Annotated in this window: 21 protein-coding genes and 1 pseudogene; 8 read left to right on the forward strand and 14 right to left on the reverse strand. The window is 75.1% G+C overall.

Annotated elements, in window-relative coordinates; genetic code table 11:
• Nucleotides 1–13: 13 nt before the first annotated feature.
• Nucleotides 14–883, forward strand: coding sequence for a D-alanyl-D-alanine carboxypeptidase family protein (locus tag IE219_RS28875; RefSeq protein WP_189982816.1), 870 nt, complete (start codon nucleotides 14–16; stop codon nucleotides 881–883).
• Nucleotides 884–986: 103 nt separating this feature from the next.
• Here the strand turns inward: IE219_RS28875 and IE219_RS28880 are convergent, their stop codons facing one another.
• The 3 genes from IE219_RS28880 to IE219_RS28890 all read right to left on the reverse strand — a co-directional run bounded on the left by IE219_RS28880 (nucleotide 987) and on the right by IE219_RS28890 (nucleotide 5,165).
• Complete coding sequence (locus IE219_RS28880) at nucleotides 987–1,769, reverse strand: aminotransferase class IV family protein (protein ID WP_189982818.1); 783 nt, start codon at nucleotides 1,767–1,769, stop codon at nucleotides 987–989.
• Between the two features lie 61 nt (nucleotides 1,770–1,830).
• Nucleotides 1,831–4,266, reverse strand: a complete 2,436-nt coding sequence (locus tag IE219_RS28885) for an ABC transporter permease (RefSeq protein ID WP_189982820.1) — start codon at nucleotides 4,264–4,266, stop codon at nucleotides 1,831–1,833.
• Nucleotides 4,266–5,165 carry an ABC transporter ATP-binding protein gene (locus tag IE219_RS28890; RefSeq protein WP_189982822.1) on the reverse strand — a complete coding sequence of 300 codons (900 nt, stop codon included), beginning with the start codon at nucleotides 5,163–5,165 and terminating at the stop codon, nucleotides 4,266–4,268. Before IE219_RS28890 ends, IE219_RS28885 begins: the two co-directional genes overlap by 1 nt.
• A 463-nt stretch (nucleotides 5,166–5,628) precedes the next feature.
• Between IE219_RS28890 and IE219_RS28895 the strand changes: the two genes are divergently transcribed.
• The 3 genes from IE219_RS28895 (at nucleotide 5,629) to IE219_RS28905 (ending at nucleotide 9,691) form a co-directional block, all read left to right on the forward strand.
• Nucleotides 5,629–7,740, forward strand: coding sequence for an ABC transporter ATP-binding protein (locus tag IE219_RS28895; protein WP_189982824.1), 2,112 nt, complete (start codon nucleotides 5,629–5,631; stop codon nucleotides 7,738–7,740).
• A 62-nt stretch (nucleotides 7,741–7,802) separates the two neighbouring features.
• On the forward strand, nucleotides 7,803–9,278 hold the full coding sequence (locus tag IE219_RS28900) for an NUDIX hydrolase (RefSeq protein WP_189982826.1): 1,476 nt from the start codon (nucleotides 7,803–7,805) through the stop codon (nucleotides 9,276–9,278).
• Between the two features lie 14 nt (nucleotides 9,279–9,292).
• Complete coding sequence (locus IE219_RS28905) at nucleotides 9,293–9,691, forward strand: DUF5958 family protein (RefSeq protein ID WP_189982828.1); 399 nt, start codon at nucleotides 9,293–9,295, stop codon at nucleotides 9,689–9,691.
• Between the two features lie 14 nt (nucleotides 9,692–9,705).
• Here the strand turns inward: IE219_RS28905 and IE219_RS28910 are convergent, their stop codons facing one another.
• The 5 genes from IE219_RS28910 to IE219_RS28930 form a co-directional block, all read right to left on the reverse strand.
• Nucleotides 9,706–10,134, reverse strand: coding sequence for a PH domain-containing protein (locus tag IE219_RS28910; protein WP_189982830.1), 429 nt, complete (start codon nucleotides 10,132–10,134; stop codon nucleotides 9,706–9,708).
• Nucleotides 10,134–14,900, reverse strand: coding sequence for a hypothetical protein (locus tag IE219_RS28915; RefSeq protein WP_189982832.1), 4,767 nt, complete (start codon nucleotides 14,898–14,900; stop codon nucleotides 10,134–10,136). The genes IE219_RS28910 and IE219_RS28915 overlap by 1 nt, the downstream gene beginning before the upstream one ends.
• A 117-nt stretch (nucleotides 14,901–15,017) precedes the next feature.
• The gene (locus IE219_RS28920) at nucleotides 15,018–16,142 is read right to left on the reverse strand and encodes a M23 family metallopeptidase (protein ID WP_189982834.1); all 1,125 of its coding nucleotides are present in this window, start codon (nucleotides 16,140–16,142) and stop codon (nucleotides 15,018–15,020) included.
• A 421-nt stretch (nucleotides 16,143–16,563) separates the two neighbouring features.
• Complete coding sequence (locus IE219_RS28925; protein WP_189982836.1) at nucleotides 16,564–16,911, reverse strand: YciI family protein; 348 nt, start codon at nucleotides 16,909–16,911, stop codon at nucleotides 16,564–16,566.
• Between the two features lie 66 nt (nucleotides 16,912–16,977).
• Nucleotides 16,978–17,376, reverse strand: coding sequence for a VOC family protein (locus IE219_RS28930; protein WP_189982838.1), 399 nt, complete (start codon nucleotides 17,374–17,376; stop codon nucleotides 16,978–16,980).
• 176 nt (nucleotides 17,377–17,552) lie between these two features.
• Between IE219_RS28930 and IE219_RS28935 the strand changes: the two genes are divergently transcribed.
• The 3 genes and pseudogenes from IE219_RS28935 to IE219_RS28945 all read left to right on the forward strand — a co-directional run bounded on the left by IE219_RS28935 (nucleotide 17,553) and on the right by IE219_RS28945 (nucleotide 20,105).
• Nucleotides 17,553–18,206 carry a TetR/AcrR family transcriptional regulator gene (locus IE219_RS28935; protein WP_189982840.1) on the forward strand — a complete coding sequence of 218 codons (654 nt, stop codon included), beginning with the start codon at nucleotides 17,553–17,555 and terminating at the stop codon, nucleotides 18,204–18,206.
• A 45-nt stretch (nucleotides 18,207–18,251) separates the two neighbouring features.
• Nucleotides 18,252–19,400, forward strand: a pseudogene (locus IE219_RS28940) (MFS transporter); the annotation flags it as partial.
• Nucleotides 19,401–19,520: 120 nt separating this feature from the next.
• Nucleotides 19,521–20,105, forward strand: a complete 585-nt coding sequence (locus IE219_RS28945; protein ID WP_189982842.1) for a dihydrofolate reductase family protein — start codon at nucleotides 19,521–19,523, stop codon at nucleotides 20,103–20,105.
• Nucleotides 20,106–20,194: 89 nt separating this feature from the next.
• Here the strand turns inward: IE219_RS28945 and IE219_RS28950 are convergent, their stop codons facing one another.
• From IE219_RS28950 to IE219_RS28970, 5 genes are all read right to left on the reverse strand, one after another.
• On the reverse strand, nucleotides 20,195–20,824 hold the full coding sequence (locus tag IE219_RS28950) for a hypothetical protein (RefSeq protein ID WP_189982844.1): 630 nt from the start codon (nucleotides 20,822–20,824) through the stop codon (nucleotides 20,195–20,197).
• A gap of 40 nt (nucleotides 20,825–20,864) precedes the next feature.
• A complete protein-coding gene (locus IE219_RS28955; RefSeq protein WP_189982846.1) occupies nucleotides 20,865–21,605 on the reverse strand; it encodes a class I SAM-dependent DNA methyltransferase in 741 nt (246 codons plus the stop codon).
• A 136-nt stretch (nucleotides 21,606–21,741) separates the two neighbouring features.
• Nucleotides 21,742–22,467 carry a dienelactone hydrolase family protein gene (locus IE219_RS28960; protein ID WP_189982848.1) on the reverse strand — a complete coding sequence of 242 codons (726 nt, stop codon included), beginning with the start codon at nucleotides 22,465–22,467 and terminating at the stop codon, nucleotides 21,742–21,744.
• Nucleotides 22,468–22,550: 83 nt separating this feature from the next.
• Nucleotides 22,551–23,120 (reverse strand): GNAT family N-acetyltransferase, encoded by a 570-nt coding sequence (locus IE219_RS28965; RefSeq protein ID WP_189982850.1) that lies wholly within the window; start codon nucleotides 23,118–23,120, stop codon nucleotides 22,551–22,553.
• 89 nt (nucleotides 23,121–23,209) lie between these two features.
• On the reverse strand, nucleotides 23,210–23,794 hold the full coding sequence (locus tag IE219_RS28970; RefSeq protein ID WP_189982852.1) for a DUF4240 domain-containing protein: 585 nt from the start codon (nucleotides 23,792–23,794) through the stop codon (nucleotides 23,210–23,212).
• Between the two features lie 178 nt (nucleotides 23,795–23,972).
• Between IE219_RS28970 and IE219_RS28975 the strand changes: the two genes are divergently transcribed.
• Nucleotides 23,973–24,737 (forward strand): GNAT family N-acetyltransferase, encoded by a 765-nt coding sequence (locus tag IE219_RS28975; protein WP_189982854.1) that lies wholly within the window; start codon nucleotides 23,973–23,975, stop codon nucleotides 24,735–24,737.
• 115 nt (nucleotides 24,738–24,852) lie between these two features.
• Here the strand turns inward: IE219_RS28975 and IE219_RS28980 are convergent, their stop codons facing one another.
• A complete protein-coding gene (locus IE219_RS28980; protein WP_189982904.1) occupies nucleotides 24,853–25,245 on the reverse strand; it encodes an FKBP-type peptidyl-prolyl cis-trans isomerase in 393 nt (130 codons plus the stop codon).
• Nucleotide 25,246: the final 1 nt, after the last annotated feature.

A 25,246-nucleotide genomic window follows, 5' to 3' on the forward strand; every position in this document is an offset into this window, starting at 1 on the left:
TACGCCACTGCGTGTGCGCCGGGCCGTGACGGTCGTGGTCACCACCTCCGCCGTACTCGCCGGAGGCTTCTCCGCGAGCCAGGCGCGGGCGGCGACGCCGCCCGCTCCGTCCATCACCGCCCCGGGCGGGTTCGTCATGAACAACGGGACGGGCGCGACGCTGTTCGGGAAGGCCGCGGACACCCGCCGGCCGACCGGTTCCACCACCAAGATCATGACGGCGAAGGTGGTGCTGGCCCAGCGGGGCCTGAACCTCGACGCGAAGGTCACGATCGACAAGGCCTACAGCGACTACATCGTCTCGAAGAACGCCTCCTCGGCCCGGCTCATCGTCGGGGACAAGGTGACGGTCCGGCAGCTGCTCTACGGCCTGATGCTGCCGTCGGGCTGCGATGCCGCCTACGCGCTGGCCGACAAGTTCGGCACCGGCACCACCCGGGCGGCGCGGGTGAAGTCGTTCATCGGGAAGATGAACGACGAGGCCCGCCGGATGGGGCTGCGGAACACGCACTTCGACTCGTTCGACGGGATCAGCAACGGGTCGAACTACTCGACGCCCCGCGACCTGACGAAGATCGCGAGCAGCGCGATGCAGAACGGCACGTTCCGCGCCATCGTCAAGACCAGGTCCACGACGCAGAAGGTGACCACCAAGAGCGGTGGCTACCGGAACATGGCGTGGACCAACACGAACAAGCTGCTGAGCACCTACAGCGGCGCGATCGGCGTGAAGACCGGCTCCGGCCAGCAGGCCAAGTACTGCCTCGTCTTCGCGGCGACCCGCAACAACAAGACCGTCATCGGCACGGTCCTCGCCGCGCCGAGCGAGGCGAACCGCACGTCCGACGTGAAGAAGCTGCTGGACTACGGCTTCGCGAAGTAGGAGCGGACGGTCGGCCGGTGGTGACATCCCACCGGCCGACCGTCCGGCCGGGCCCCCTGCCGCCCACGACCGACCGCGGTCCGGGCGCTCGTCCGGAGGGGCGCTACAGCTCCTCGCCGGGAATGGCCGCGTAGGCCGCGCGCAGCCGGTCGAGGACGGGGTGCGCGACGTCCATGGGGGTGGAGTCGACGGCTGACAGCGCCCGTACGCCGATCGAGACGTTGGTGGCGAACGCCGCCCGCATGGCACCGGCGCGGGCGGGGGTGACGGGGAGGACGCGGTGCTCGGCGCGCTCCCGCAGGAGCGCCATCGTGACGCCGGGCAGGACCCGGGCCCGGGGCCACACCACGGCGCCGTCGGAGTCGACGAACCCCACGTTCCAGGTGACGCCCTCGCTGAGGTGGCCGTCCCGGTCGACGAGGAGCGCGTCGTCGAAGCCCTCCAGTTGGGCGGCGCGGCGGGCGCGGAGGGCTCCGAACAGGCCGCAGTGCTTGACCTCGGGCTGGTCGCGCTCGTGCGGGACGCTCATCGCGCGCAGGGGCGGCGGGGAGAGCGTTCCGGCGGGCCGCACGGTCACCAGGACGGAGGGCCGGCCGGACGCGGCGGGACGCCCCAGGTCGAGCAGGGGGTCGTAGACCGTGATCCGGACCGTGTGGACCCCCTTCCGCCCGGGCAGGGCCTCGCGGGCCCACGCGCGGACGCATCCGATGTCCAGGTCCGTGCCGAACACGGCCCGGCAGTCCCGGGCGAGGCGCTCCAGGTGCAGGCGGAGGCCGCGGACCCGGCCGTCGTCCACCCGCATTGAGGTGAAGTGCCCGTAGGACGTCAGGGCCAGGGGCAGGACGTCGTCGGGAGCGGCCAGGGGGATTCCGTTCAGGGTCGCCATGGGCCCCAGCATGTCCGACCGGTGGGGGGTCGGGCACGCCGGGGCCCGGGGGCGGGGCCGGTCAGGAGGTGGCCGGGCTCAGGGCCCGGCGGGCCGGGAGGAGGGTGGCGGTCAGGCCCACCAGGAGGGCGCCCGCCACGAAGGAGCCGTAGACCAGGGGCGGGACGTGCGGCGGTTCGCCGGTCAGCGCCCTGGTCAGGGGGACCAGGGTGGCCAGGGCGATCACCGAGCCGAGGACCACGCCGGAGCCGCTGATCAGGAGCGCCTCCCAGCGGAGCATGCGCAGGACCTGGGCGCGGGTGGAGCCGACCAGGCGCAGCATGCGCAGTTCGCGGCGGCGGTCGAGGACGGTCATCACCAGGGTGTTGGCGGCGGCGAGGACGGCGAAGCCGCCGAGGACGGCCGCCATGGTGGTGTTGGCCCAGGCGTTCAGGTCGCGCTCCACGCTCTGGGCGACGGCCCAGCCCTCCCGGTCGGCGACGGGTCCGAGGCCCTCGGGGGCGGGGCCCTTCACGAGGAGTTCCGTGGGGCGGCCCGAGGTGGTGTGGCCGGCGAGGTCGGCGGCCGGGAGCGTGACCTGGGCGAGGCCGAGGCCGCGGGTGTAGACCGCCACGATCTCGGGCGTGGTCCTGGTCCCGTCGGGGAGGTACAGGTCGATCCGGTCGCCGACGCCCGCGCCCGCGGACTCGGCCACGGTACGGTCCACGGCGACCCGGCCCGGGGCGAGGCGGTCGAGGCCGCCCTCGCGGACGCCGAGGTCCTGGACGGTGGCCAGGTCGCCGGAGACGCCCTGGGCGGAGACGGCTTCGATCCGGCGGTCGTCGCCGGAGCCGAGGGGGGTGACGACGGCGGTACGGGTGACGGCGACGCCGCCGGGCACGGTGCCCGCCCCGGAGCCGGGGTCGCTGATCACGTGGTCGGCCAGCAGTCCTTCCCGCTGCTGGTTCACCGCCGCCCGGTCCTGGCTGGTGTGGAGGAAGACCAGGGTGGAGGCGAAGGCCATGGCGAGCACGAGGGGGGTGAGCGCGGAGGCGAGACGGCGGGCGTTGGTACGGGAGTTGGCGGCGGCCAGTTCCCCGGCGGCGCCCGCGGCGCGCAGCGGGAGTCCGAGCACGGCGGCGCAGGCGCGGGCGACCATCGGTCCGAGCAGGGCCACGGCCAGCATGAACAGCATGACGACGCCGAGGGCCGCGTCGGCGGCCCCCTCGCCGGAGGAGCCGGCGGCGAGGCCCGCGCAGGCGGTTCCGCCGGCCAGGGCCGCGAGGCCGAGGGGGGTGCGGACCCGGCCCGGCCGGATCCGTTCCACGGCGGCCTCGGCGAGGGCCTGGCCGGGCCGGATCCGGGCCGGCCGGCGGGAGGCGGCCCATCCGGCGAGGAGGGCGGCGACGACCGCGATGCCGACGGCGGAGAGCAGCGGGATCCAGGAGACGGTGAGCTCGACGGGGGCGGGGACGGCGCCCCTGGCCTTGAGTTCGCCGAACCACCAGGAGGCGAGGGCGATGCCGGGCAGGCAGCCGAGGGCCCCGGCGGCGGGGGCGACGAGGAGGGCCTCGGTGGCGACCGTGCGGCGGATCTGGCGCGGGGTGGCTCCGACGGCGCGCAGCAGAGCGTACTCGCGGGAGCGCTGTCCGACGGAGAGGGCGACGGTGCCGGCGGCGGTGAAGACGGCGACGAGGGTGGCGACGCCGCCGAAGGAGCCGCCGAGGCCGGTCAGGGTCTCCTGGGCTCCGCTGAGCCGCGGGTCCGTGGCGCGGTCGGCGCCGGTGAGGACCTGGGCGCGGCCGTCGACGGCCTGCGCGGCCGCGGCGGCGGTGCGGGCGGTCCAGGCCGCTTCGCCACCGGCGGGGGCGGTCGTGCCGGTGGTGTCCCCGGTGGCGCCGCCGGGGAGGAGGGCGATGGCGTCGAGGGCGTCCGGGTGGCCCGAGAGCGCGCGGGCCTCGGTGTCGGCGAACCAGACGCCCGGGGCGTCGGCGCGGCCGACGACGCGGAACTCCCGCTCGCCGACCGGGGTGTCGAGGGTGAGGCGGTCGCGGTCGGCGCCGGGGCCGCCGAGGACCACCTCGCCCGCGGCGGCGGGGGCCTGGCCGTGGCCGAGGCGGGTGCCGGTGAAGGCGGTGGAGCCCCAGCCCGCCGCCTCGACGGTGCCGTTCGCGCCGTCGCGTACGGGGAACGTCACGTCGGGCACGGCCCGGCCCAGCGGGGCGAGCCGCTCCAGCAGGGCGGCGTCGACGCGGGCCCGTTCGGGGACGCGTGTCGAGACCTCGTAGGAGACCTCGCCGCCGCCCGCCCTCACGTGGATCCGCTGGTCGGCGGCGACGACGACGGGTGCTTCGGCGTACCGGGTCGGCGGGACGGACGCCCGCGCCCCGGTCTCCAGGAGGATGCCGCAGGCGGAGACGATGGCGGCGGTCATGAGCAGGGCGAGCAGGGTGCCGGCGAAGGCCGAGGGGCGGAAGCGCACCGCCGCGCGGGCCAGGCCGTTGGTACGGAGGAGCATCAGGCGGCCGCTCCCGCGTGCGCCGGGGCGGCGGGGCGCGCGGTGAGCGCGGCCATCCGGGCGGCGATGACCGGGACGGAGGCGCGCGGCAGGCGGTCGGCGATGAGACCGTCGGCGAGGAAGAGCACCTGGTCGGCGTGGGCGGCGGCGGCCGGGTCGTGGGTGACCATGACGATGGTGGCGCCGAGGGAGTCGACCGCGGACCGCAGCAGGCCGAGGACCTCCGCCGCGGTGGTGGTGTCCAGGGCTCCCGTGGGTTCGTCGGCGAAGAGCACGTCGGGGCTGGTGACCAGGGCGCGGGCGAGGGCGACGCGCTGCTGCTGGCCGCCGGAGAGCTCGGCGGGGCGCCGGTTCCCCTTGCCCTCCAGGCCGACGCGGGCGAGGAGGCCGGCGGCCCGCTCCCGGCCCTGCCTCGACGCCCCGTCGCCCGCGAGCCGCAGCGGGAGCAGCACGTTCTGTTCGACGGTGAGGGAGGGCAGGAGGTTGAAGGACTGGAAGACGAAGCCGAGGCGGCCGCGGCGGAGTTCGGTGAGCTCGTTCTCGTCCATGCCGGTGATCTCCGTGCCGCCGAGGCGGACGGAGCCCGCGGTGGGGCGGTCGAGTCCGGCGGCGCACTGGAGGAAGGTGGACTTCCCGGAGCCGGAGGGGCCCATCACGGCGGTGAAGCTGCCGGACGGCAGGCTGAGGTCGATCCCGCGCAGCGCGTGCACGGTGGCGGCGCCCCGGCCGTACCCGCGGCGCACTCCGCGCAGTTCGACGGCCGCGGTCGGGTACGAGCCGGGCGCGGCGGCCGTGCCGGGCTCACGGGCCTCGCCGTGTCCGCCGGTCGTGCCGCCCGCTCCGTACGGTCGCGCCGGTCCCTCGTCCCGCTGCCGCCGCATGCTCCGCCGGATCCCCATGGTGTGTCGCCTTCCGTTTCCGGTGTCGTGCTGTTCCTGTCCCCGACGTTACGGATCTTGGTGAGGTGTCGGCCATGGCGCGACCCGGCGGACCGGAGGTGGGGTTTTCCCCACCCCGCCGAGGGGGTCTCCCGGTCATGGCGTTTCGGCCACGCGTGACATCGGCCGTTCCCCGGTCCCGTGGGGGTCGGTGCACACCGCATGAACAGACTTTCGCTTGTTTCCGGGGTTCGAACGCCGTCCGAATCCGGTGTGCTCGCCTCGTGCCTCCGTCTCGTTGACCCACCTGACACCCCGTCTCCCCGACCTCTTGGAGTGCCGCCGTGCATCCCCTTCCCGCTCGTCTTCCCTCCCTCTTTCCCACTCCCCTTCCCGCGCCCCTTCCCGCCGCTCCGCCCCGGCCCCTTCAGTCCCGGACCGGGGGATTCCGTCGCACAGACCGTCCGGACCCGAGGGGGACAGCATGAAGCGTGCCGGTGACGTGCCACCGGCGTCCCCGGGCGGGGCGTCGGAGTCGGAGCGGCTGCTGTTCGGCGGGAAGCTCACGTACGACCAGGGCTTCGCCGTCCACTCCGACGCCTGGACGGTGCTCGGAATGTGGGAGATGGCCCGTTCGCTCCCCCGTCAGGTCGGCCTCGCCGTCCGGCTCGCCCGCCGGGCCGACCGGCGGGCGTTCGCCACGGTCGCCTTCGGCGAGATCGCGCAGGGCGTCACGCAGGCCGTCTCCCTGATCATGGTCAACGCCCTGCTGGTACGGCTCCTCGCCCCGGGGGACGTTCCCGGGCGGCTGCGCTCCGCGCTGTCCGCGATCGTCGCCGTCGCCGTCCTGTCGTCGGTGGGCGCGCTCTGCCGGTCGGCCTCGCTCGCCGCCACCCGCGTCCTGGAGCCGAAGGTGCAGCGGGCGGCGACCGAGCGCTATCTGAGCCTGGTGGCCCGGGTGGAGCTGGAGGCGATCGAGGACGACGGCTTCCACAAGTTGATGGACACCGCGCAGTGGGGCGCGGACGCCGCGCGCCGGATGGTCGGCTACTGCACCGCCGTGACGGCCTCCCTGATCTCGCTGATCGCGGCCGCCGGCGTGCTGACCGTGCTCCACCCCGTGCTCCTGCCGCTCCTGGTGCTGATGGCGCTGCCGAGCGCGTGGGGCTCGATCAGCATGGCCCGGCACCGGTACACGAGCTTCCACCGTTTCGCGCAGCACGCGCGGGCGGCCAAACTGCTGAGCCAGCTGCTGATCGACCAGAAGGCCGCGGCCGAGGTCCGCGTCCACGGGGTGGCCCCGCTGCTGCTCACGCACTTCCGGCTGATGGCCGAGACCAGCGAGGAGGAGCAGACGAGGCTGGCCCGGACCGGGGTGGGGGTGAACCTGCTCGCCGACTCCGCCCGGGGGCTGGCGACCGTCACCACCTACGGTGTGCTCGGGGCGCTGCTGTGGGCCGGGCGGATGGACCTCGCCGTCGCCGGCACGGCGGTCCTGGCGATCCGGAGCAGTTCGGCCAGCATCACCGCCCTCGTCCTGCGCGTCACCGAACTCCAGGCCGAGGCCCTGTACATCGCGGACCTGGAGCGCCTGTGCGACGAGGCCGCCCGGCGCGCCGTACCGGACGGCGGCCGGGACCTCCCGGAGATGGTGGACGAGATCCGCTTCGAGAACGTCACCTACGCCTACCCCGGCAAGGACACGCCGTCCCTGGAGGGCGTCGACCTCGTCATCCCCCGGGGCAGGACCGTCGCCCTGGTGGGGACGAACGGGGCCGGCAAGTCCACCCTGGTCAGCCTCCTCAGCGGGGTGCGGCAGCCCACCGGGGGGCGGGTCCTGTGGGGCGGGGTCAGCACCGCCGAGGCCGACCGGGAGCAGATCTTCGACCGGGTCGCCATGGTGGCCCAGGACTTCTACCGGTGGCCGTTCACCGCCCGCGTCAACATCGGCATCGGCCGCAGTTCGGCCGCCCCGTGGGACGACGCGGAGATCCGGGACGCCGCCGCCTACTCCGGCGCCGACGAGGTCGTCGCCCGGCTCGCGCACGGCCTCGACGCGCTGCTCGCCCGGGGCTACCAGCGCGGCCAGGAGATCTCCGGCGGGCAGTGGCAGAAACTGGGGCTCGCCCGGGCCCGGCTGCGCCGGGGCGACCTCCTGATCGTCGACGAACCCACCAGCGCGCTCGACGCCGCCGCCGAACAGCGGGTCTTCGACCAGATCCACCGGCTCGCCGACGAGGGGCAGACGGTCGTCCTGATCACCCACCGGCTGGCCAGCGCACGCCACGCCGACCTCATCTACGTCCTCGACGAGGGACGCGTCGTGGAGCACGGCACCTTCACCGAACTGATGGACCCCACCCTCGTCCTGGGAACCGGTGCGGGCGCGTTCCGCAGCGCGTACGAACTCCAGGCCCGCCAGTTCCACCTCCCCACCGTCCCCACCCAGCCCGCGCCCGCCCCCGGTCCCACCGCTCCCGGCCCCGCCGGCACCGCCGGCACCGGCTCCGGCGCCAGTCCCACGGGTCACACCGGCACCGGCGCGGCGCCGGGCGCGCCGGCCGGTGCCGTCGGTGAGGGGCGGTCCCGGTCGTGACGCCACCGCCCGCCGCCCGCCCGTCGACCACCTGTCCCCTTCCCTCGTCCGAGAGGTCCGACATGCCGCCCGTCCTCCCCCGTCCGCGCGCCCTGGTCTCCGCCTACCTCGACCGAAACCCCGCCGAACGGGACGCCCTGGCCGGGTTCCTGACCACCCTGGACGCCCTCGGCGATCCGGCCGACCTCGCCGCCCTCCCCGGGCACATCACCTGCGGCGCGGTGGTGGTCGACCGGCACCGGAGGGTCCTCCACCTCCGCGACGAGGCGTCCGGAGGAATCCCGCTCCACCCCGGCGGGCGCGTCGAAGCGGCCGACGCCGGCCTCCCGGCCACGGCCCTGCGGGCGGTCGCGGAGAAGGCGGGCATCCCCGCCTCCTTCCTCGTCCTGACCTCCGAGTTCGCGGACGCGCCGATCGACATCGGCGTCCGCGACACCGCCCCCGACCCCCTGAGGGGCGAACCGGCCCGGCGTCACTACGACGTCCGCTTCGTCTTCCTCCTCGCCGACGACGCCCCCGCCCCCGCCCTTCCGGAGGAGGCGGCGGACGTCGTATGGCTGCCGTTCGAGGAGGTGCCCTCCCCGTCCCTGCGCCGCAAGCTCGTCGCCTCCGGCCCGGACGGCACGGTCGTCCCGGCGAACGCCTCCGCGATCGTCCACGACGGCCGGGGCCGGTACCTGCTGCACCTGAGGGACGCCGACAAGCCGTGGATCTGGGAGCCGGGATGCTGGGCGCTGCTGGGCGGCGGCCGGGAGCCGCAGGACCGGAGCCCGTACGACACCGTCGTCCGCGAACTCGCGGAGGAGGCCGGTCTCGCCGTCGCCGGTCTGGAGCCGTACGCGGTCGAGCACGTCGTCTCCACTCTGGGGACCCGCGTGCCGATCCAGCTGTTCACCGGCCGCTGGAACGGCGACCCGGCCCGGCTGCGCCTCACCGAGGGCGTGATGCTCGCCTGGGTACGGCCGGAGCAGTTCCCGCACATGACGATGCTGGAGTCGACCCGGGAGCTGCTGGAGCGGCACGCCGCCGAGCACCCCGCGCCCGCCGGAGCCTTCGTGGGCGAAGAGGCCGGACCATCGGCGGCGCCGTCCGGGACCGTGCCGAACGTGGTCGGCGTCCACCTCTACCTGGAGCGCGGCGGGCAGGTGCTGCTGGGGCTGCGGCATCCGGACTCGGCGTACGCGGGCGGTTCCTGGCACGTCCTGGCCGGCCACTGCGAGGCGGAGGCCGCGACGGCGTGCCTGGTGCGGGAGGCGTACGAGGAGGCGGGGCTGGTCATCGATCCGGCCGACGTCGACCTCGTCCACACCGTGCACATGCGGGAACGGCCCTCGGCGGCGCCCCGCGTCCAGCTCTTCTTCCGCGCCCGGCACTGGGAGGGCGTCCCCGAGCTGCGGGAGCCGGACAAGTGCGTGGCCTGGCAGTGGTGGGACGCGAAGGACCTGCCCGAGCCGACCGTTCCCTACACCCGCGCCGCACTCGACGGCATCCGGGCCGGGCGCGCCTACACTGAGCTCGGGTGGACCCGGCACCCGTGACCCGGGAGGCGGCCTTGAACGAGCGCGACGTCCTGCTCAACGAACTCGCGCAAGGACTGCGCCCGATGGCGCGGGGGCTCGCGTGGTTCGACGGCCTCGCCCCGGACGCGCAGTCCGAGGTGCTGCTGTTCCTGCGCCACCACTGCCTCCAGGCGCGCGCCGTCACCGAGGACGCGCCGGAGAGCGTCCGCCGCGCCGGGCTGCGCCCGACGCACACACCGGCGGTGCTCCTCGCCCGAGGCCGGATCGACGAACAGCTGGGCAAGATCGCCGCGCTCGCCCCGTCCGACGAACGCCGCAAGGCGTTCCTCCTGCTGGTCGCCCTCCTCTCGGTCGCCGACGCCCGCCGCCGCGCCCGCTTCTGCTCCACCGGCTGCGCCCACTGGTGGCACGCCCTGCCGCCCACGGCCTGACGGCCCGGGGCGGGTCAGGAGGCAGCCGTGCGGGCCGCTTCCAGGTCGGTGACCAGGCGGGCCACGCGTCTGTTGCGGATGCGGCCCCAGCTCTGGCCGCCCAGCATCAGCAGTTGGTCCGTCGTGCCGGAGGTCAGGACCAGTTCCGGGACGTCGGACGAGTAGATCGCGCCCGTCAGGACGGCCACCCGTACCTCCCGGACGTCCGACCACGGATGGAAGCGGGAGCCGAACAGCCCGACGTACCTGACCCCGGCCGGGCCGTAGGAGACGGCGAACGTCGGCGCGCGCAGCGCCAGCAGCGCACTCGGCACCCCCAGGAGGAGGAGCACGACCGGGCCGATCACCTTGCCCGCGCCGAACGCCATCAGCACGGCGAGCAGCAGGCACACCACGCCCGTCAGGAAGTAGCCGAACGCCGAGGGAGGGCGTCTCTTCTTCATCACCCGTTCTCCCGGTTCTCCCAGGCCGCCTCGAACATCTCGTGCAGGGGCGCCGTCGGAAGCACCCGTCCGAGGGGCGAGCGGATCTGGTTGCGCCAGAGGGGGCGGACCAGGTGGGTCGCCAGCTTGGCCGTCTCCAGGGGCAGATGGGGCGACTTGAGCTCGGTCCACGCGCCGGGAACGAAGAGGGTGCGGCCGGCGCGGGCGCGCTTGGCCTCCACCACCGCGCCCGTGGCCAGCAGTTCGGCCCTCACCTCCGCGTGCCTGGCCGCCGACCAGCCCGTCCAGCGGCGGACGTCGCGGTCGGTGGGGGCCGCGAGCGTGGCGAGCTGGAGGTAGAGGGCGGCCGCGTCCGGGCCCGTCCCGAGCTCCTCGGCGGCCCGGGCGACCAGGTCCGGGCAGGAGTGGCGGGGGTCGGCCTCGTACGCGCCGTCGGGGACGGCTCCCGAGCGGGCGCGGCGCATCATCCGGTCCAGGCCGCCGCCCTCCAGCAGGGGTTCCAGCCGGTCGAGTTCGTCGGTGAGGTCGGTGAGCTCGCGCAGCCGCCGCCAGGTCTCCGCGTCGGTGATCGCGGCGGGGCGCAGGAACGGGGTGCCCCCGGGCGCGCAGACGATCAGGGCTCCGGAGTCGTACGCCGTCTCCGGGGCCTCGCTGTCGGGCTTGAGGCCGTCCGTGGAGACCGGGAAGAGGCGGGGTCCGAACCGTTCGGCGATCCGCTCGGGGGTGTCCCTGACGCGGGCGAGGTGGAGGTCGAGGAGGAGTTCCGGGCGGGCCAGTTCGGAGCGCAGGCGCCGGTGCAGGTCGTGCGCCCCGGCGGTGGCCGGGTCGCCGACGGGGCGGTCCGTGCAGGCCCAGACGAGGGCGCTCGCGATCTGTCGCGGGTCGAGGCCGACCGGGGTGCCGTAGGGCGGCCGGGGACCGGCCGGGGGGACGGCGCGGACGTCGGTCCCGCGCCCGTGCCGTCGCGCGGCGAGTTCCCATCCGGCGGCGGGGAGGGTCGCGTCGGAGGCGGCTTCGAAGCCGCCCGCGAGGCGCCGGGCCCACACCTCGGACAGGCCGGGGCCGGCCTCCAGGGCGTCGGCCGCCGCGTCGTCCACGCGGGGCAGGGCGCCGAGGCGTGCGCACCACGCCTCGGCCATCCGGTCCACGGCGGCCTCGACGCCGCCCGGACGCCAGAGTCCGGCCGGGTCGTCGGGCATCGCCGCCGCCAGGACGGCCCTGCGGCCCGCCGCTCCGAGCCGGGTGCGGAGCCGGTCGTAGGAGTCGGCCGTCATCGGGGTGGCCCGGTAGGGGGCCTTGCCGACGAGGGCCTGGTGCTCCTTCGGGTCCGGCCGTCCGATCAGTCCGGCGACGACGAGCCGGGCCAGGGCGCGGCGCACGCCCGTGCGTTCCGCGAAGCGTTCGGCCGCCGTCTCCGGCACGGGGAGCGGGCCGTGTTCTTCGAGGGCCGTGAGGAGGGTCCGCAGCCGGGCTGCGTCGTCCCGGTCGGTCCGGACGCGGCGGGCGTCCGGCACGTCGGCGGGTGCGGGAGCGTCCTCGGCGGCTTCGGCGGGCGTCACGAACCAGTGGGTGCCGCTGCCGGGGCGGACCGCGCCGGACGCCACGGGCGCGCCGTGCTGTCGGAGCCGGTCGAGGGCTTCGGCGGGGGCCCGTCCCGTCCACCAGCTCAGGCCGGGGCGGGCGACGGGCTGGTCGGCCCAGGTGTCGAGGAGGGCCAGCAGGGCGGCGCGCTCCCCGTCCGGGGTGGGGGCGATCGCGGCCCGCCAGGCGGCGGCGTCGACGGTGCCGAGCAGGACGGACCAGTCGTGCGGCGGGGCGAGCGGGGACAGGCGCCGTACCTCTTCGTCGATCGTGCCCGCCAGGCAGGCGCCGTCGGCGGCGAGCGCGCTCAGCGTCGCCGGCTGGGGCGACGGCGGGGCGGGGCGGGAGCCGGGGACCCGTTCCTCGTCGGCGGTCAGGCCGAACAGCGCGGGCAGCAGGTCGGTGTCCGGCGTGGTCCTGCGCGGCGCGGCCGGCGCGGCCTGGGCGAGGACCGTGACCCGGCGGTGCAGGGCGAGCCTGCGCTGCTCCACCCGGGCCGCCCGGGCGGCCACCGAGGCGACGGCGCGGGCCAGGACGGGGTCGGTGACCTGCGGGAGGTGCCGTGCGACGGCGGCCTCCAGCGACCCGTCGCCGCCGGTGAGCGCGGCGGCCAGGAGCGCTTCCGCGGTCTTCCGGTCCGCCGTGCGCAGGGCGCGCGATCCGGCGGTGTCGCGGGTGCGCAGCAGGTACCAGAAGGCGGGCGGCGGGGCCACGCCGCCGGAGACGGTGACCCGGCGGGCCGGCCTGCCCGGCCGGTGCCGGGGCGTGGTGTGTCCGTCCAGCTCCCACAGGAGGGAGCCGTCGGCGGCGTACGCGCGCACGCCGGTACGGGTCTCGGCCTCGGCGAGCACCACATCCTCCACGGCGCCTTCCGGGGGCGCCCACAGGCCCCAGGGTTCCTGTCCGGGGCGGTCGATGTCGAACCGGGCGGTCCGGCCGTCGGCGCTCTCCACCAGGTAGTGGTCGGGGGCGTGGGCGCGGTGCCGGGTGCGGAACAGGACGCGGGTGCCGGTCAGGCCGTCCCGGCTGCCGAGCGGGCTGGTGTCGGTGCCGGGCGGCAGCGGGGCCAGTTGGAGGGCTTCGCGGGCGAGCGAGAGGTCGGACTCGTCCGTCTCCGTGCCGGGGGCCGTGCCGGGCGCGCGGCCGGGGAAGTCGGGCAGCGGCGCCGGGTCCTGCGGGCGGCCGGTGACGGGGTCGACCCGGTTCCAGGGGCGCCGCCCGAAGACGGCGTTCGTCCAGGTGCGGGTGGTGTCGCGGAGTTGCAGTTCGTCGCGGTCGATGCCTTCCCTGCCGCCCGGCCGCAGCACCCGGTTCCCGCCGTGGCGGCCGCCGCCGTCGACCGTCTCGAACTGGAAGCCGTACGCGCCGTCGAGGCTGCCGTCGAAGGGGACGAGTCCGCCGGTCTCCTCGGGGGTGAAGGGGTCGTCGGGGCGGTCGGCCCAGACGGCGGTGTCGCAGTGGTACGGGTTCGGGGTGTGCGTCCAGCTGACCAGGAAGGAGCCGCCGACGTAGTGGACCGCGTACAGGGTGGCGCCGTCCGGGACCGTGAAGCGGCACGAGGCCCGGACGCCGTCCGGGGCGACGGCGACGGCGCGGTCCGTGCCGAACACGGTGAGGACCGGCCAGGTCGCGGTGACGCCCGCGACGCCGGGGACGGGACCGTCCGGTGCCGGGGGCGCGCCGGGGGCGGGCGGGGCGGAACGGGCCGTCGCGGCGAACTCCTCGTAGACCGCTTCCAGGGCGGGCCAGGCCAGTTCCTCGGGGAGTCCGGCGGCGAGCGAGCGCCGCAGCGCGCCCGCGGCGCTCGCCTCGTCGAGGGCTTCGGCGATGCCGTCGAGCGCGCGGACCGTCGGCCGGTCGAGCAGGGTCGCGAGTTCGGCGACGGCCTCCTCGGCTCCGGCCATGCCCCCGCCGCCGACGGTGCCGACGAGCTTGCCGATGCGCTCGGCGACCGCCTGGGCGATGCCCGGGTTGCCCGGCAGCAGGGTGACCGCCGTCCCGGCCCGGCGCCGCTGGGCCGTCGACCAGTCGGGCAGCAGGTCCGCGTGGACGGTCCCCTCCAGGCGGGGGCCGAAGACCGGGTGGGCGGCCAGTGCGGCGAGGTCGCGCCGGGACTTCTCGCCCCAGAACCGCATCGGGACCTCCGCGCCGGGGTCGACGACCTCGGCGCCTGCGGCCAGGCAGGCGTCCAGCACGTCCGCGTCGAGCCCCTGGTAGTGGAAGCGGGTCGTGTGCAGGGCCACGGGGGTGCCCGCCGCCCGCAGTTCGGGTCCCAGCCGGCCGATCAGGTCGAGGAGTTCCCCGGGCAGCGGCTGCCGAGCGACTCCGCCGCCGGACTGCGCCGCGTACTGGTACGTGTGGACGAAGCGGCCGATCCAGCCGGAGAGGCCGTCCTCCGGCACGATCCGGCCGCTCTCCAGCGCGCCCGCCGCGCCGCAGTCGATCAGCAGCCGCAGCCAGGCTCCGCCGTCGACGGCCCCGTCGGGGAAGACCTCCAGCAGTCCGGCGGCCACCGCGTCGGCCGGCGGGTAGGCCGCCAGGACCGGGCGGGCGGCGTCCAGGAGGGCGTTCGGCACGGCCTTCTTCCTGGTGGTCGACAGGACCGCGCCGACCACGCGCGCGACCTCCTTCGCGCCCCGTCCCGCTTCCTTGGCCGAGGCCCGGACCCGGCGCACGAGGTCGGCGGGGAGGTCCGCCGGCGAGCCCGCCCAGGCGGTCAGGAACTCCTCGAACGCGGTGTGGGCCGCCACGGGGTCCAGGGTGTCGGCGAGGAAGCTCCGGTGCGCGGCGAACTCCTTGACGGGCATGGCGCCCCGCGCGGCGAACAGCAGGGCGTTGGCCCGGCGGTAGGCGGGGTCGGCCGCGAGGCCGTGCTCGGTCTCGGCCGCCCGCGCCGCCGCGTAGGCGCGCCCGCCGGCCCGGGTTCCGTAACCGAGCAGCCGGTGGCCGACGGTGTCCCAGAACCAGGGCAGGTGGGCCGGGGGCAGGGTGCGGGCCTTCACCGCCATGGCGTCGACGAACCGGCCGGGCTTGTCCCAGGTCCGGGCGAGTTCGGTCCGCATCGCGTCGATCAGCTCGCGCGCGCCCGGGGCCGCCGCCTGGTCGTGCAGGTCGGCCCAGTCGGCGTACGTCGTCGAGGCGTGGGGGCCGGTGACGGGCAGGAGCGAGGCGAGCGAGGCGATCATGTGAGGGATCGTCGCACACGCCACCGACAACGCCCGGGGCCCGCCCGGCGGGCGGTGGGCGCCCCGGTCCGGGGCCTTCGCGCGTCCCGCGAGGGCCCCGGGCGGGAGGGGCGGGTGTCAGCCGGCGCGGTTGTAGATCGCGGTGCCGGGGCAGGCGGTGACGCCGAGGCGGGTGCCGCAGCCGGAGTACTGGGCGGAGCCGTTCCACCACGTCCAGCCGCCGATGGTGCGGCCGTTCAGCCAGGTGTACTGGCCGTTGTAGTTGGCGTCGTAGGTGCGCAGGCTCCAGTGGACGTGGGCGCCGGTCGCGGAGCCGCCCGCGCAGGTGTCGGTGCCGATGTTGCCGAGCAGGGCGCTGCGGGGGACCGAGGTGCCGTTGTAGTAGGTCGTGTTCCACATGTGGTAGTAGTCCGTGGAGAATCCGCCGGGGTGGATCACCCGCGTCCAGCCGCCGCCCGCGCCGCACATCGAGGTCGCCGTGCCCTCGCGGGACGAGCGGACCCGGCCGCTGGCGTTGCCGCCGGCGAAGTCGAGGGCGCTCCAGTAGCCGGACCCGCTGTCGTGGGCGTGCGGGCCGCCGGTCAGGGTCATGTAGTAGTCGGGCATCCAGGGAAGCAGCAGTCCGCCGGTGTTGGCCTGGGCACCGGCGGGCGACAGTCGCGCCTGTGCCTGCGGGGTGGCCTTGCGCTCGGCGTACGCCGTCATGGTCCGCCGTTCGGCCTCGCCGATCAGGGGGGAATCGGCGACGTAGGCGGCGAACTCGTCGTCGCCCTCCAGGCCCGCGGTCCACCGGCCCTTGTCGCGGTGGGCGAGGTAGAGCCAGCCCTCCGGCTCGCCGTGGCGCGTGCGGGGGGCCTCGACGTAGGCGACGCCCCGGGCCCAGTCGCGGGAGACCGTGCGGACGTCGACGACGACCTCGCGGCCCTCGGCGGCGAGTCTGCCGACGGCGGTCGCCGGGGCGAGGCCCTTGGCGTCGCGGGACCGGGAGAGGGCGTCCGCGGAGACGGCGTCTATCAGGGCCTGGCGGTCGGCGCCGAGGCTGTCGGCGACCTTGGCCGGCATCTTCACGGTCACGGCGGCGGGCCCGGCCGTGGCGGGCGCCGCCGGTTCGGCGGCCGCCGTCGGCGCGGCGGCCGGGGTACGGAGGGCGGTCGCCGACGCCGGTGCGGCGGCGGCGAACAGTCCGGTGAGGGCGAGGGAGGTGACGGTGACCGTGAGTCTCGCGGAGAGTCGGGAGAACATGTGCGGTGCTCCTTTCGCGCAGGAGCCTGCCGGGGGCAGGCGGGGTGTCCTGGGGCAGAGGGCGCGGACGCCGGGCAGGGTGGTGCCGGGGTCCGAGCGGGCAGGGGCGTCCGGTACCGGCCGGACCGGTCCGCGCGACGTACCCGCCCTCACCATTCTTGACATGTACCTGCGCGATTCTGGCGGCCCTTGTCAACGCGCGTCAACCACGCCGGGACCTCGTCGTTCGTCCGCCCCGTGACACCCCCCGGGACGCAACCCGGACCGCACCGCACGTTCAACCCCGCGAACGGATCCGGCCCCGGGCGCGCTTCCGCTTCGGACGACGCGAAGGGGGACGTGGGCGATTGGGCCGTTCGGCGCGGGGGAGGAGCACTCCCCCGCACCCGCTCCGGCCTTTACGAGATGGCGTCATTTCGGTTCAGGCGGATTCGAGGACCGGGCGGACCTCGACGGTCTCCGGGGTGGGCAGGCTCGCGGCCAGCGCGAGGGCCTCCTCACGGTCGGCCACCTCGACGAGGAACCAGCCGCCGAGCGTCTCCTCCCCCGCGTGCGCGGGGCCCTCCGCCACCGTCCGCGTCCCGTCGGCCCTGACCCGCACGGTCGCGGGGGCCGTCCGCCCGGTCTCCAGTGCGTCGCCGCCCACCAGTTTCCCGGCCGCGGCGAGAGCGCCGATCCAGCCCTCGTACTCCTTGCGGTACGCGGCCCGGTCGGCCCGGATCAGACGGCGCGACGCGTCCGTCTCGAAGATGACGAGTGCGTATTTCACGGGGAACTTCCTCTCGGGTGGCCCCTGGTGACAGGGGATGGGGTGGCGGCGCGGCAGGGGGACGGCTCAGGCGTTCGCGGGGGCGGACGGAGTGACCCACTCGACGAACTGGACGATCACGCCGTTGGGGTCGGTGACCTGGAAGAGGCGCTCGCCCCAGGGCTCCTCGCGCAGCGGCATGGTGATCTCGACGCCCTCGGCGCGCAGTCGCTCCTCCTCGGCCTCGATGCCGGTGGCGGTGAACGCGAGGATCAGGCCGGAGGCGTGCCGGTCGCGCTGGTCGGCCGGCAGCACTTCGGTGCCCCGCGCGAGCAGGACGACGTCCAGGGCGGCGTCGGAGCGCGCCAGGGAGGCGAAGCCCTCGGCGGCGGCCTGTTCGACGTAGCCGAGGTGGGTGGTGAAGAACCGCTGGGAGGCGGCGACGTCGTCGACGGTGAGCGAGACGGTGGAGGCGGTGATCTGCAAGGCGATTCTCCTCGGGGAGGTCTGAGCGATGGCGGTACGGGGGCGGGCGGCGGGGAGCGACCGGCGTTCGGGCACGGCCGCCCCTCACTACGAAAGCAAACTTGCGACGGACGTAAATTTAGACCGGACGCACCATGGGCGTCAACATAAAAATGCTACGGGTGTAAGATTTCTTCATGACTATCGACGCAGCCTCGCCCGCACCCCCTCCCGGCCTGCGGGAATCCAAGAAGCAGGAGACCCGGCAGCTCATCTCCGACGTCGCCACCGGCCTCTTCCTCGCCCAGGGGTTCGAGCGGACCACCATCGCCGAGATCGCCGCCGCCGCGCGCGTGGCGAAGAAGACGGTGACCAACTACTTCCCCCACAAGGAAGACCTGGCCCTGGACCACCAGGACGCCTTCACCGCCTCGCTGGCCGCCACGGTGACCGGCCGTCAGGCCGGCGAACCGGCCCTCGCGGCCCTGCGCCGCGCCTTCGCCGACGCCGCCGCGAGCGCCGACCCCGTCGCCGGGTTCTCCGGCCCCGGCTTCGCCCGCATGGTCGCCGACAGCCCCACCCTGTCCGCCCGGCTGCGCGACCTGCACGACCTGCGGGAAGCCGCCCTGGCCGACGCCCTGGCCGACGCCACCGGCACTCCGCGCGACGACATCACCCCCCGTACCGCCGCCGCCCTGCTCGGCGCCGTGCACCGCACCCTGTTCCAGCGCATCCAGGAACTCACCCTCGCCGGCCAGGACACGGCCCGGATCTCCGCCACCGTCACCACGGAGGCGGACAGCGCCTTCGGCCTGCTGGAACCCTCACTCGCCGCCTACGCCGCCGGGTGAGCCGACGGGCCCCGCCGGGCCCTGCTACGGCGCCGTCATGGCCCTCTGTTCAGGCTGACCAGAGTCTCCCTCTCGCCGGTCCGTGCCGGTCTGATCGACCGGTACGGGCCGCGCCGGGCCCTGCTCCCCATGGCGGCCGCCTACGCGCTGCTGCTGACCGGACTCGCCGTCGCGACCTCATGGCCGGGTGCACCGGATACGCCGGATACACCGGGCGCGCCGGGGGCGTCCGGCGTGCTGCTGGGCGCTCTGGCGATGGCCGCCGGCGCGTGCGTACCGCCGCTCGGGCCGGTGATGCGGACGCTGTGGAGCCGTCTGGTGCCCGACCGGGACCTGTTGCGGCGCGCGTACAGCCTGGACACGGTCGCCGAGGAACTCCTCTTCGTCACGGGGCCGTTGCTGGTGGCGCTGCTGGTGCGGGTCGCCGCTCCCCCGGCCGGTCTCGCGGTGAGCGCCGCTCTCGTCCTGACCGGCGCGTTCGCCCTGATCACGTCCCCGGCGGTCCGTAGTTGGACCGGCCGGGGGAAGGCCCTTCCCGTCGCCGCGCCGCCAAAGGCTCCGGACGCCTCGGGGGTCCCGTCGCGCCGGTGGCCGCCGCGGGTCGCCCCCGGGCTGCGGCAGGCGATCGCCGTCTCCGCCGCCATGGGCGGCTGTCTGGGGGCGTTCGACCTCCTCGTGATCGCCTTCGCCGACGCGCACGGGGCCCCCGCGGTGGTCGCCTGGGTGCTGGCCGCGCTGTCCGGCGGCAGCGCGATCGGCGGCCTGCTCCACGGCGCCGTCGCGTGGCGGGTCCCGCACCGCACACGGCTGGCGTTCCTCGCGGTGGCCCTGGGAATCCCCCTGGCCTCGGCCGGGTTCGTCCCGCACCCCGCCGTGCTCGTCGCGTGGGCGGCGCTCGGCGGGCTGTTCGTGGCGCCGGCCCTCACCACCGCGTATCTGATCGCCGACGAGTGCGCGGCCCCGGCCGCCCGCACCCGGTCGGGCGCCTGGGTCAACACCTCCTTCAACGCCGGTTCGGCGGGCTCCACGGCCGCCGCGGGGCTGCTGGTGGGCCGCTTCCCGCTGACCGTGTGCTTCGCACTGGCCGCGGCCCCGGTCCTGCTCTCCGCCGCCACGGCGCTGCGCTTCCCCCGCCGTCGGGCCGCTCCCGAAGCGGTCGGCCTCGCGACGCGCGCGTCGCGGCCGTCTCGCTGACGGCGCTCCGGTGAGCAAGGATCGGGAAAGGTCCGGATGGGTTCGGCGGCCGGATCCGACACCGTACGGCAGTGGAGACAGGCGGGCGCGACGGTCGCGGCCGGCCCGGGAAGGATTCCGATGCGCAGGGTGACGTACTCGATGAACACCTCGCTCGACGGCTACATCGTCGGGCCGGACGGCCGCTTCGACTGGACCGCGCCCGACGAGGAGGTCTTCCGCTTCACCACCGACGAGGTCCGGCAGCTCGGCGTCTACCTGCTGGGACGGCGGTTGTACGAGACGATGCTCTACTGGGAGACCGTCGAGCAGCACCCGTCGCTCGGCTTTTCCACGCGCGAGTGGGCCGCGCTCTGGAGGTCGCTCCCGAAGGTGGTGTTCTCCACCACCCTGTCGGCGGTGGAGGGCAACGCCCGCCTGGCCTCCGGCAGCCTGGCCGAGGAGATCGGGCGGCTGCGGGCCGGGCCGGGGACCGGCGACATCGCGATCGGCGGCGCGGGACTCGCCGCCGAGGCGGCCTCGGCCGGTCTGATCGACGAGTACCGGACCAAGGTCCACCCGGTGCTCGTCGGCGGCGGCGTGCCGTTCTTCCCCCGGGACGAACGGCGGGTGGACCTCGCCCTCGTCGAGACCCGCGTCTTCGCCTCGTCCATCGTCCACCTCCGCTACCGGGTCGTACGGGACGCGGGGACGGGACGGTCCTGAGCAAACCGGGGCAAGCCAGGCCGCCCGAGCTGACCGGGCCGACCCGCCCGGGCGCGCGAGCGGCGACGGCGCCCGCCCGGAAGCCGGGACTATCCGTCCTCGTCCGTGGCGGTGTCCCACGTCGGCAGGGGGCTTCCGGCCGCGTCCGTGATCCGGAGGACTTCGCACTCCATGAGCCGTACGGCGGCGAGGAGACGCCGCTGGACGCGGGCGCCGTCCTCGGGCGGGAAGGCGATCCGTATCTGGTGGGGACGGGACAGGTCGTACGTGAGCAGCCAGTCGGTGTCCACGGTCGCGAAGTGGTCCTGTCCCGTCCCACCGGACTCGGAGCGCCACGATCCCCGGTCCGTGGTGGGGGCCAGCGCCCCGCGCAGTCGCCGCAGGCGCTCGGGGCGGGCGAGGGGGCCTTCGGACAGGCGCAGGCAGCGGTGGACGCGGAGCCGGAAGGCGTTGAACCACGGTGCCAGGTCCGGTTCCATCTCCCCGAGCAGCGGGGACCGGACGCGCCCGCCGGCCCAGCCCTCGACGAACTCCGCCGCGCCCATGGCGTGGGTCTCGTACCGGCCCTCGCCGCTCCACACCACGACGGGCCAGCCGTCGGGAGCCCCGCCGGCGCGCCAGCACAGGCGGTCGGCGTCCATGGTGGTGCCCCACACGAGCAGCCCGCCGGGGGCGGGGTGCGGTGGGTACGGGAAGCGCTCGCGGTCCCGTCCGGGCACCCCCGTGAGGCGTACGGCCTGCCATGCGACCGGCCTGGGTTCAGGCGGGCTTGCGCCACACGGAGATGTGCTTCGTGGAGTCCTGGGTGAACGGCGATCCGTCCCAGTCCGCGACGCGGCGCTCCCGTTCGAGTCCGGCGATCCGCGCCATCAGGTCCAGCTCCGCGGGCCAGGCGTACCGGTGCCGGGAGTTCTCGCGGCGGTAGCGGCCGTCGTCGCCGTCGAGGGTGAGGTGGTGCGAGACGAGGACCTGCTCGACCAGGTCGAAGGTGTCGAAGCCGAGGTGCCGCTCCGAGACGTCGAACGGCACCGCGACCTGACCGTGCGGCAGGGACCGCAGCGGCGGCACGAGCAGCTCGACGACGAAGCGGCCGCCGGGCTCCAGGTGCCGTGCGGCGTTGCGGAAGCACTCGACCTGCTCGTCCTGCGTGAGCAGGTTGCTGATGGTGTTGTAGAGGAGGTAGACCAGCGAGAATCCGCCGGGGACGACGGTGGTGGCCATGTCACCGATGACCACCGGAAGGGTGTCCTCGTCGGCCTTGCGCCGCAGCACCGCCGCCATGTGCTCGGACAGTTCGACGCCCACCACCGGCACGCCGCGCTCCCGGAGCGGCACCCCCACCCGTCCCGTCCCGATGGCGAACTCCAGCGCCCGGCCTTCCCCTGCGAGCTCGCCGAGGAAGGCGACGGTCGGTCCGAGGACGGCCTCCGAGAACGCTTCGGTCTCCTCGGCGTCGTACCGCTCGGCGGTGGCACGGCTCCACAGTTCGCTGCTCGTCATGGGCGGTCACTGTGCCGGACACGGGAAGGGCTGTCCACGCGTTTACGGTCTCCGCGCCGCGAACCGCCCCGCTCGGAGCACCCCCCGGAACACAGGCGGCCGCCCGGCCGGGGGTGAGCGTCCGGGGCCGGTCGGATCATTCCGTGACGGGCAGGCATTCGGCGAGCAGGGCGACGATGTCGCGCCAGGCTCGCCGTGCGTGCCGTGGGTGGTGGCCGACGCCGGGCGGCGTGGGGTGGTCGACCGGCGGGTGGTGGAAGGCGTGCAGGGCTCCGCCGTAGACCACGAGGCGCCAGTCGACGTCCGCGGCCCGCATCTCCGCGACGAACGCCTCCCGTTGGGCGGGCGGCATGATCGGGTCCTCCGATCCGACTCCGGCCCATACCGGGCAGCGGATGCGTGCCGTCTCGCCCGGCCGGCCCGTGGTCAGCGCGTTGACCGTCCCGATCGCGCGCAGGTCGACGCCGTCGCGGCCGAGCTCCAGCGCGACGGCGCCCCCGGTGCCGTAGCCGATGGCGGCGATCCGGCCGGGGTCGGCCCGTCCTTCGGTACGCAGCACGTCGAGCGCGGCGTGACCGATTCCCCGCATGCGGCCGGGGTCGGCGAGCAGCGGCAGGCAACGCGCCAGCATCTCCTCCGGGTCCTCCAGATATCGTCCGCCGTGGAGGTCGAAGGCCAGCGCCACGTATCCCAGTTCGGCCAGCGCCTCGGCCCGTCGGCGCTCGACGTCGCTGAGCCCCGTCCCCTCGGGACCGATCAGCACGGCGGGCCGACGCCCGGTGCCGCCCGGAAGCGCGAGGTGCCCGATCATCGTCAGTCCGTCGGCCGGGTACGCGACCGTGCGAGTGGTGACCGTCGTCATGGGACGGGACGGTAGCGGCCGGTGCCGCCCGCCCGGGGCGGTGTTCACCGACGGCAGACAGCGGGCTGTCCCGGCCCGCGGGATCAGCCGGCCGGCCGGCGGACGAGGTCCGCGGAGAGCGCCGCGTGGATGTACTCGCTGCCCCAGCGGTCCCCGTCGAGGTCGTTCTCGACCAGGTGCGCCTCGCGGCGCATCCCGAGGCGCTCGCAGACCCGCACGGAGCCGGTGTTCTCCACGTCCAGCCGGGCGTAGAGCCGGTGCACGCCCAGCGTGTCGAAGGCGAACCCGGCCAGCGCCGCGGCCGCCTCGGTCGCGTAGCCGTGCCCCTGGTGGCCCGGCGCGAGAGTCCAGCCGATCTCGGCCTGGGCGGCACGGGCATCGGCCAGGGAGAGGCTCACCTCGCCGAGGAGACCGGGCTCGTCACGCCGGCAGACGGCGAGCGCCAGCTTGTCCCCGTCGGCCCGCCAGCCCGTCCGCACCGCGCGCTCGGCGGCGACCTGCCCACTGCGCTCACGCGTGTGCGCCGGCCGGTACAGATAGCGCGCCACGCTCGCCAGGCCCTGGTAGGCGTACAGGTCGTCGGCGTCGCCGGGAGCGAACAGCCGCAGCGACAACCTGGCCGTGGTCAACGGCAGCAGCGGGGCGACGTCCATACGGGGCCCTCCGGGACGTGAAGTGGAACGGACGCGGATCATGGTGTACGCCGATCCTCGCACCGCGCCCACCCGGCGGCCACGCCTTTTCACGAGGGGCGCCGGGGGCCGGCCCCCACCGGGAAGAGGGCGTCCAGCCGGGGCGTCCCGCCTCCCGCCGCGCCGGCCTCCGCTCTGGGCTCGGGCTCGGGTTCCGCCTCCTGGGCTACTTCCAGCGCGTCGTAGAACGCCTCCTCGCGGTCGTCCGCCCCGCCGGTCAGTTCCTCGAACACCTCCTGGGCCACGTAGTCGAGTTCCTCCCATTCCGGCCATTCGTCGTCGTGCCATTCCCTCGGGTGCCGTCCCGCAAGAGTCCGTATCCCGGCGAGACCGGCGAGGACGTCCGGATCGGCGAGGACGGCCTCGTACGTCCCCCGCCCCTGGGCCGCCAGCCAGAGGGCGAAGTAGTCGAAGCCGTCGTCGGAGCACAGGCCGCTCTCGATCCGGCGCACCGCCCGCCACAGCGCGTCCGTGGCGACCGCCTCGCACGCGGACTCCAGGCGCACCTGGAACCCCACCGCCTCCGCGACCGGCCGGCCCCGCAGGCGCCCGCGCAGCCACTCCAGCCGTTCCGGCCGACCGCCGGGGCGACGGCTCAGCTCGTCCATGAGCGTCCAGAAGGTGTTCTCGTCCATGTGATGCAGGATCGCAGCGGCCACTGACACTCCGCGGAACCCCTGTGCGGGGCGCACGTCGAAAGTGCCGGTCGTCGGCGTGGCGCCGGCTGAAATGACGTGCGGTCCTCGCTCGGTCGTGCTGGTATCGGTCCCTATGAACGACTGCTTTCCCGATGAAGCCGACCTGACGGACAGGATGGAACGGAACCTGGCGGAACACGCCTGCCATCTGCACCGGAGCATGTCCGGTGCGACCGTCGTGGAGACCGGGGACCTGCTGATCGCGGACAGCGGTCTGGACGACGACACGTTCAACATCGTCGCCGCGGCCCGCTTCACCGCCGGTGACGCCGCCGTCCGCGTCTCCGAGACCGTCGGGGCGCTGGCCGGCACGGGGCGCGGTTTCTCCTGGTGGGTGGGGCCCGCCTCGACGCCGGCGGACCTCAGCGCGCGCCTGACGGCAGCCGGTCTGCCGGTGTCCGAGCACGAGACGGCGATGTGGGCCGAACTGGACGACACCCTGCCGGTTCCCTCCGCCCCGGGGCTGGACATCCGAACGGTGACCACGCCCGACCAGCTCGCCGACTACGCCACGGTCCTCGCCGCGAACTGGAATCCACCCGCCGGAACCGTCCGCGACTTCTTCGCCCGGGCCGCGCCCCGGGCGCTGGCCGCGACCTGCCCGGCCAGGTACCTGGTGGGCTACGTGGAGAACCGTCCGGTCTGCTCCGCCGAGGTGTTCCACCACGCGGGAGTCGCCGGCGTCTACAACATCTCCACCCTGGCCGCCCACCGACGGCGCGGCTACGGCGGAGCCATCACGCTCGCGGCCCTTCACGCCGCCCGCGAGCAAAACCACCGCATCGCGGTCCTTCAGGCGTCGGCCGACGGCGAACCCGTGTACCGCCGTCTGGGGTTCCGCGCCTGCGGCCGGTTCGTCGAACACGCCGTCAACGCCTGAGCCTTCCCCCCTCCCCCCGCCACTCCACGGTTGTCCGTCCATCGCCCCTGATCGAGCCGACCGCAGCCGTTCACGAGTGGCCGCGGCGCCCCGGCCGGGAGACGGGCGGGGCGGGTCAGGCCGAGAGCAGGTCCACGACGAAGACGAGCGTCGAGTTCGGGGGGATCAGGGAGGAGGGCGACTGCTTGCCGTAGCCGAGGCGCGGGGGGACGGTGATCTCGCGGCGGCCGCCCACGCGCATGCCCCGGATGCCCCGGTCCATGCCCTTGATGGCCCTGCCGCCGCCCACGGCGAACTTGAACGGCTGGTCCCGCTCCCAGGAGGAGTCGAACTCCTTCCCGGATGCGAAGGCGACGCCGACGTAGTGGATCCTGACGACCATGCCCGGCCGCACCTCGGTGCCGTCCCCGACGACCAGGTCCCGTACGGCCAGTTCGGCGGGGGCCTCGCCCTCGGGGACGCGGACCTCGGGCCTGGTCCGCCCGCCGGTCACGCCACTGTTCGCCATG

The sequence above is a fragment of the Streptomyces termitum genome (assembly GCF_014650175.1).
Lineage (GTDB): Bacteria > Actinomycetota > Actinomycetes > Streptomycetales > Streptomycetaceae > Streptomyces > Streptomyces termitum.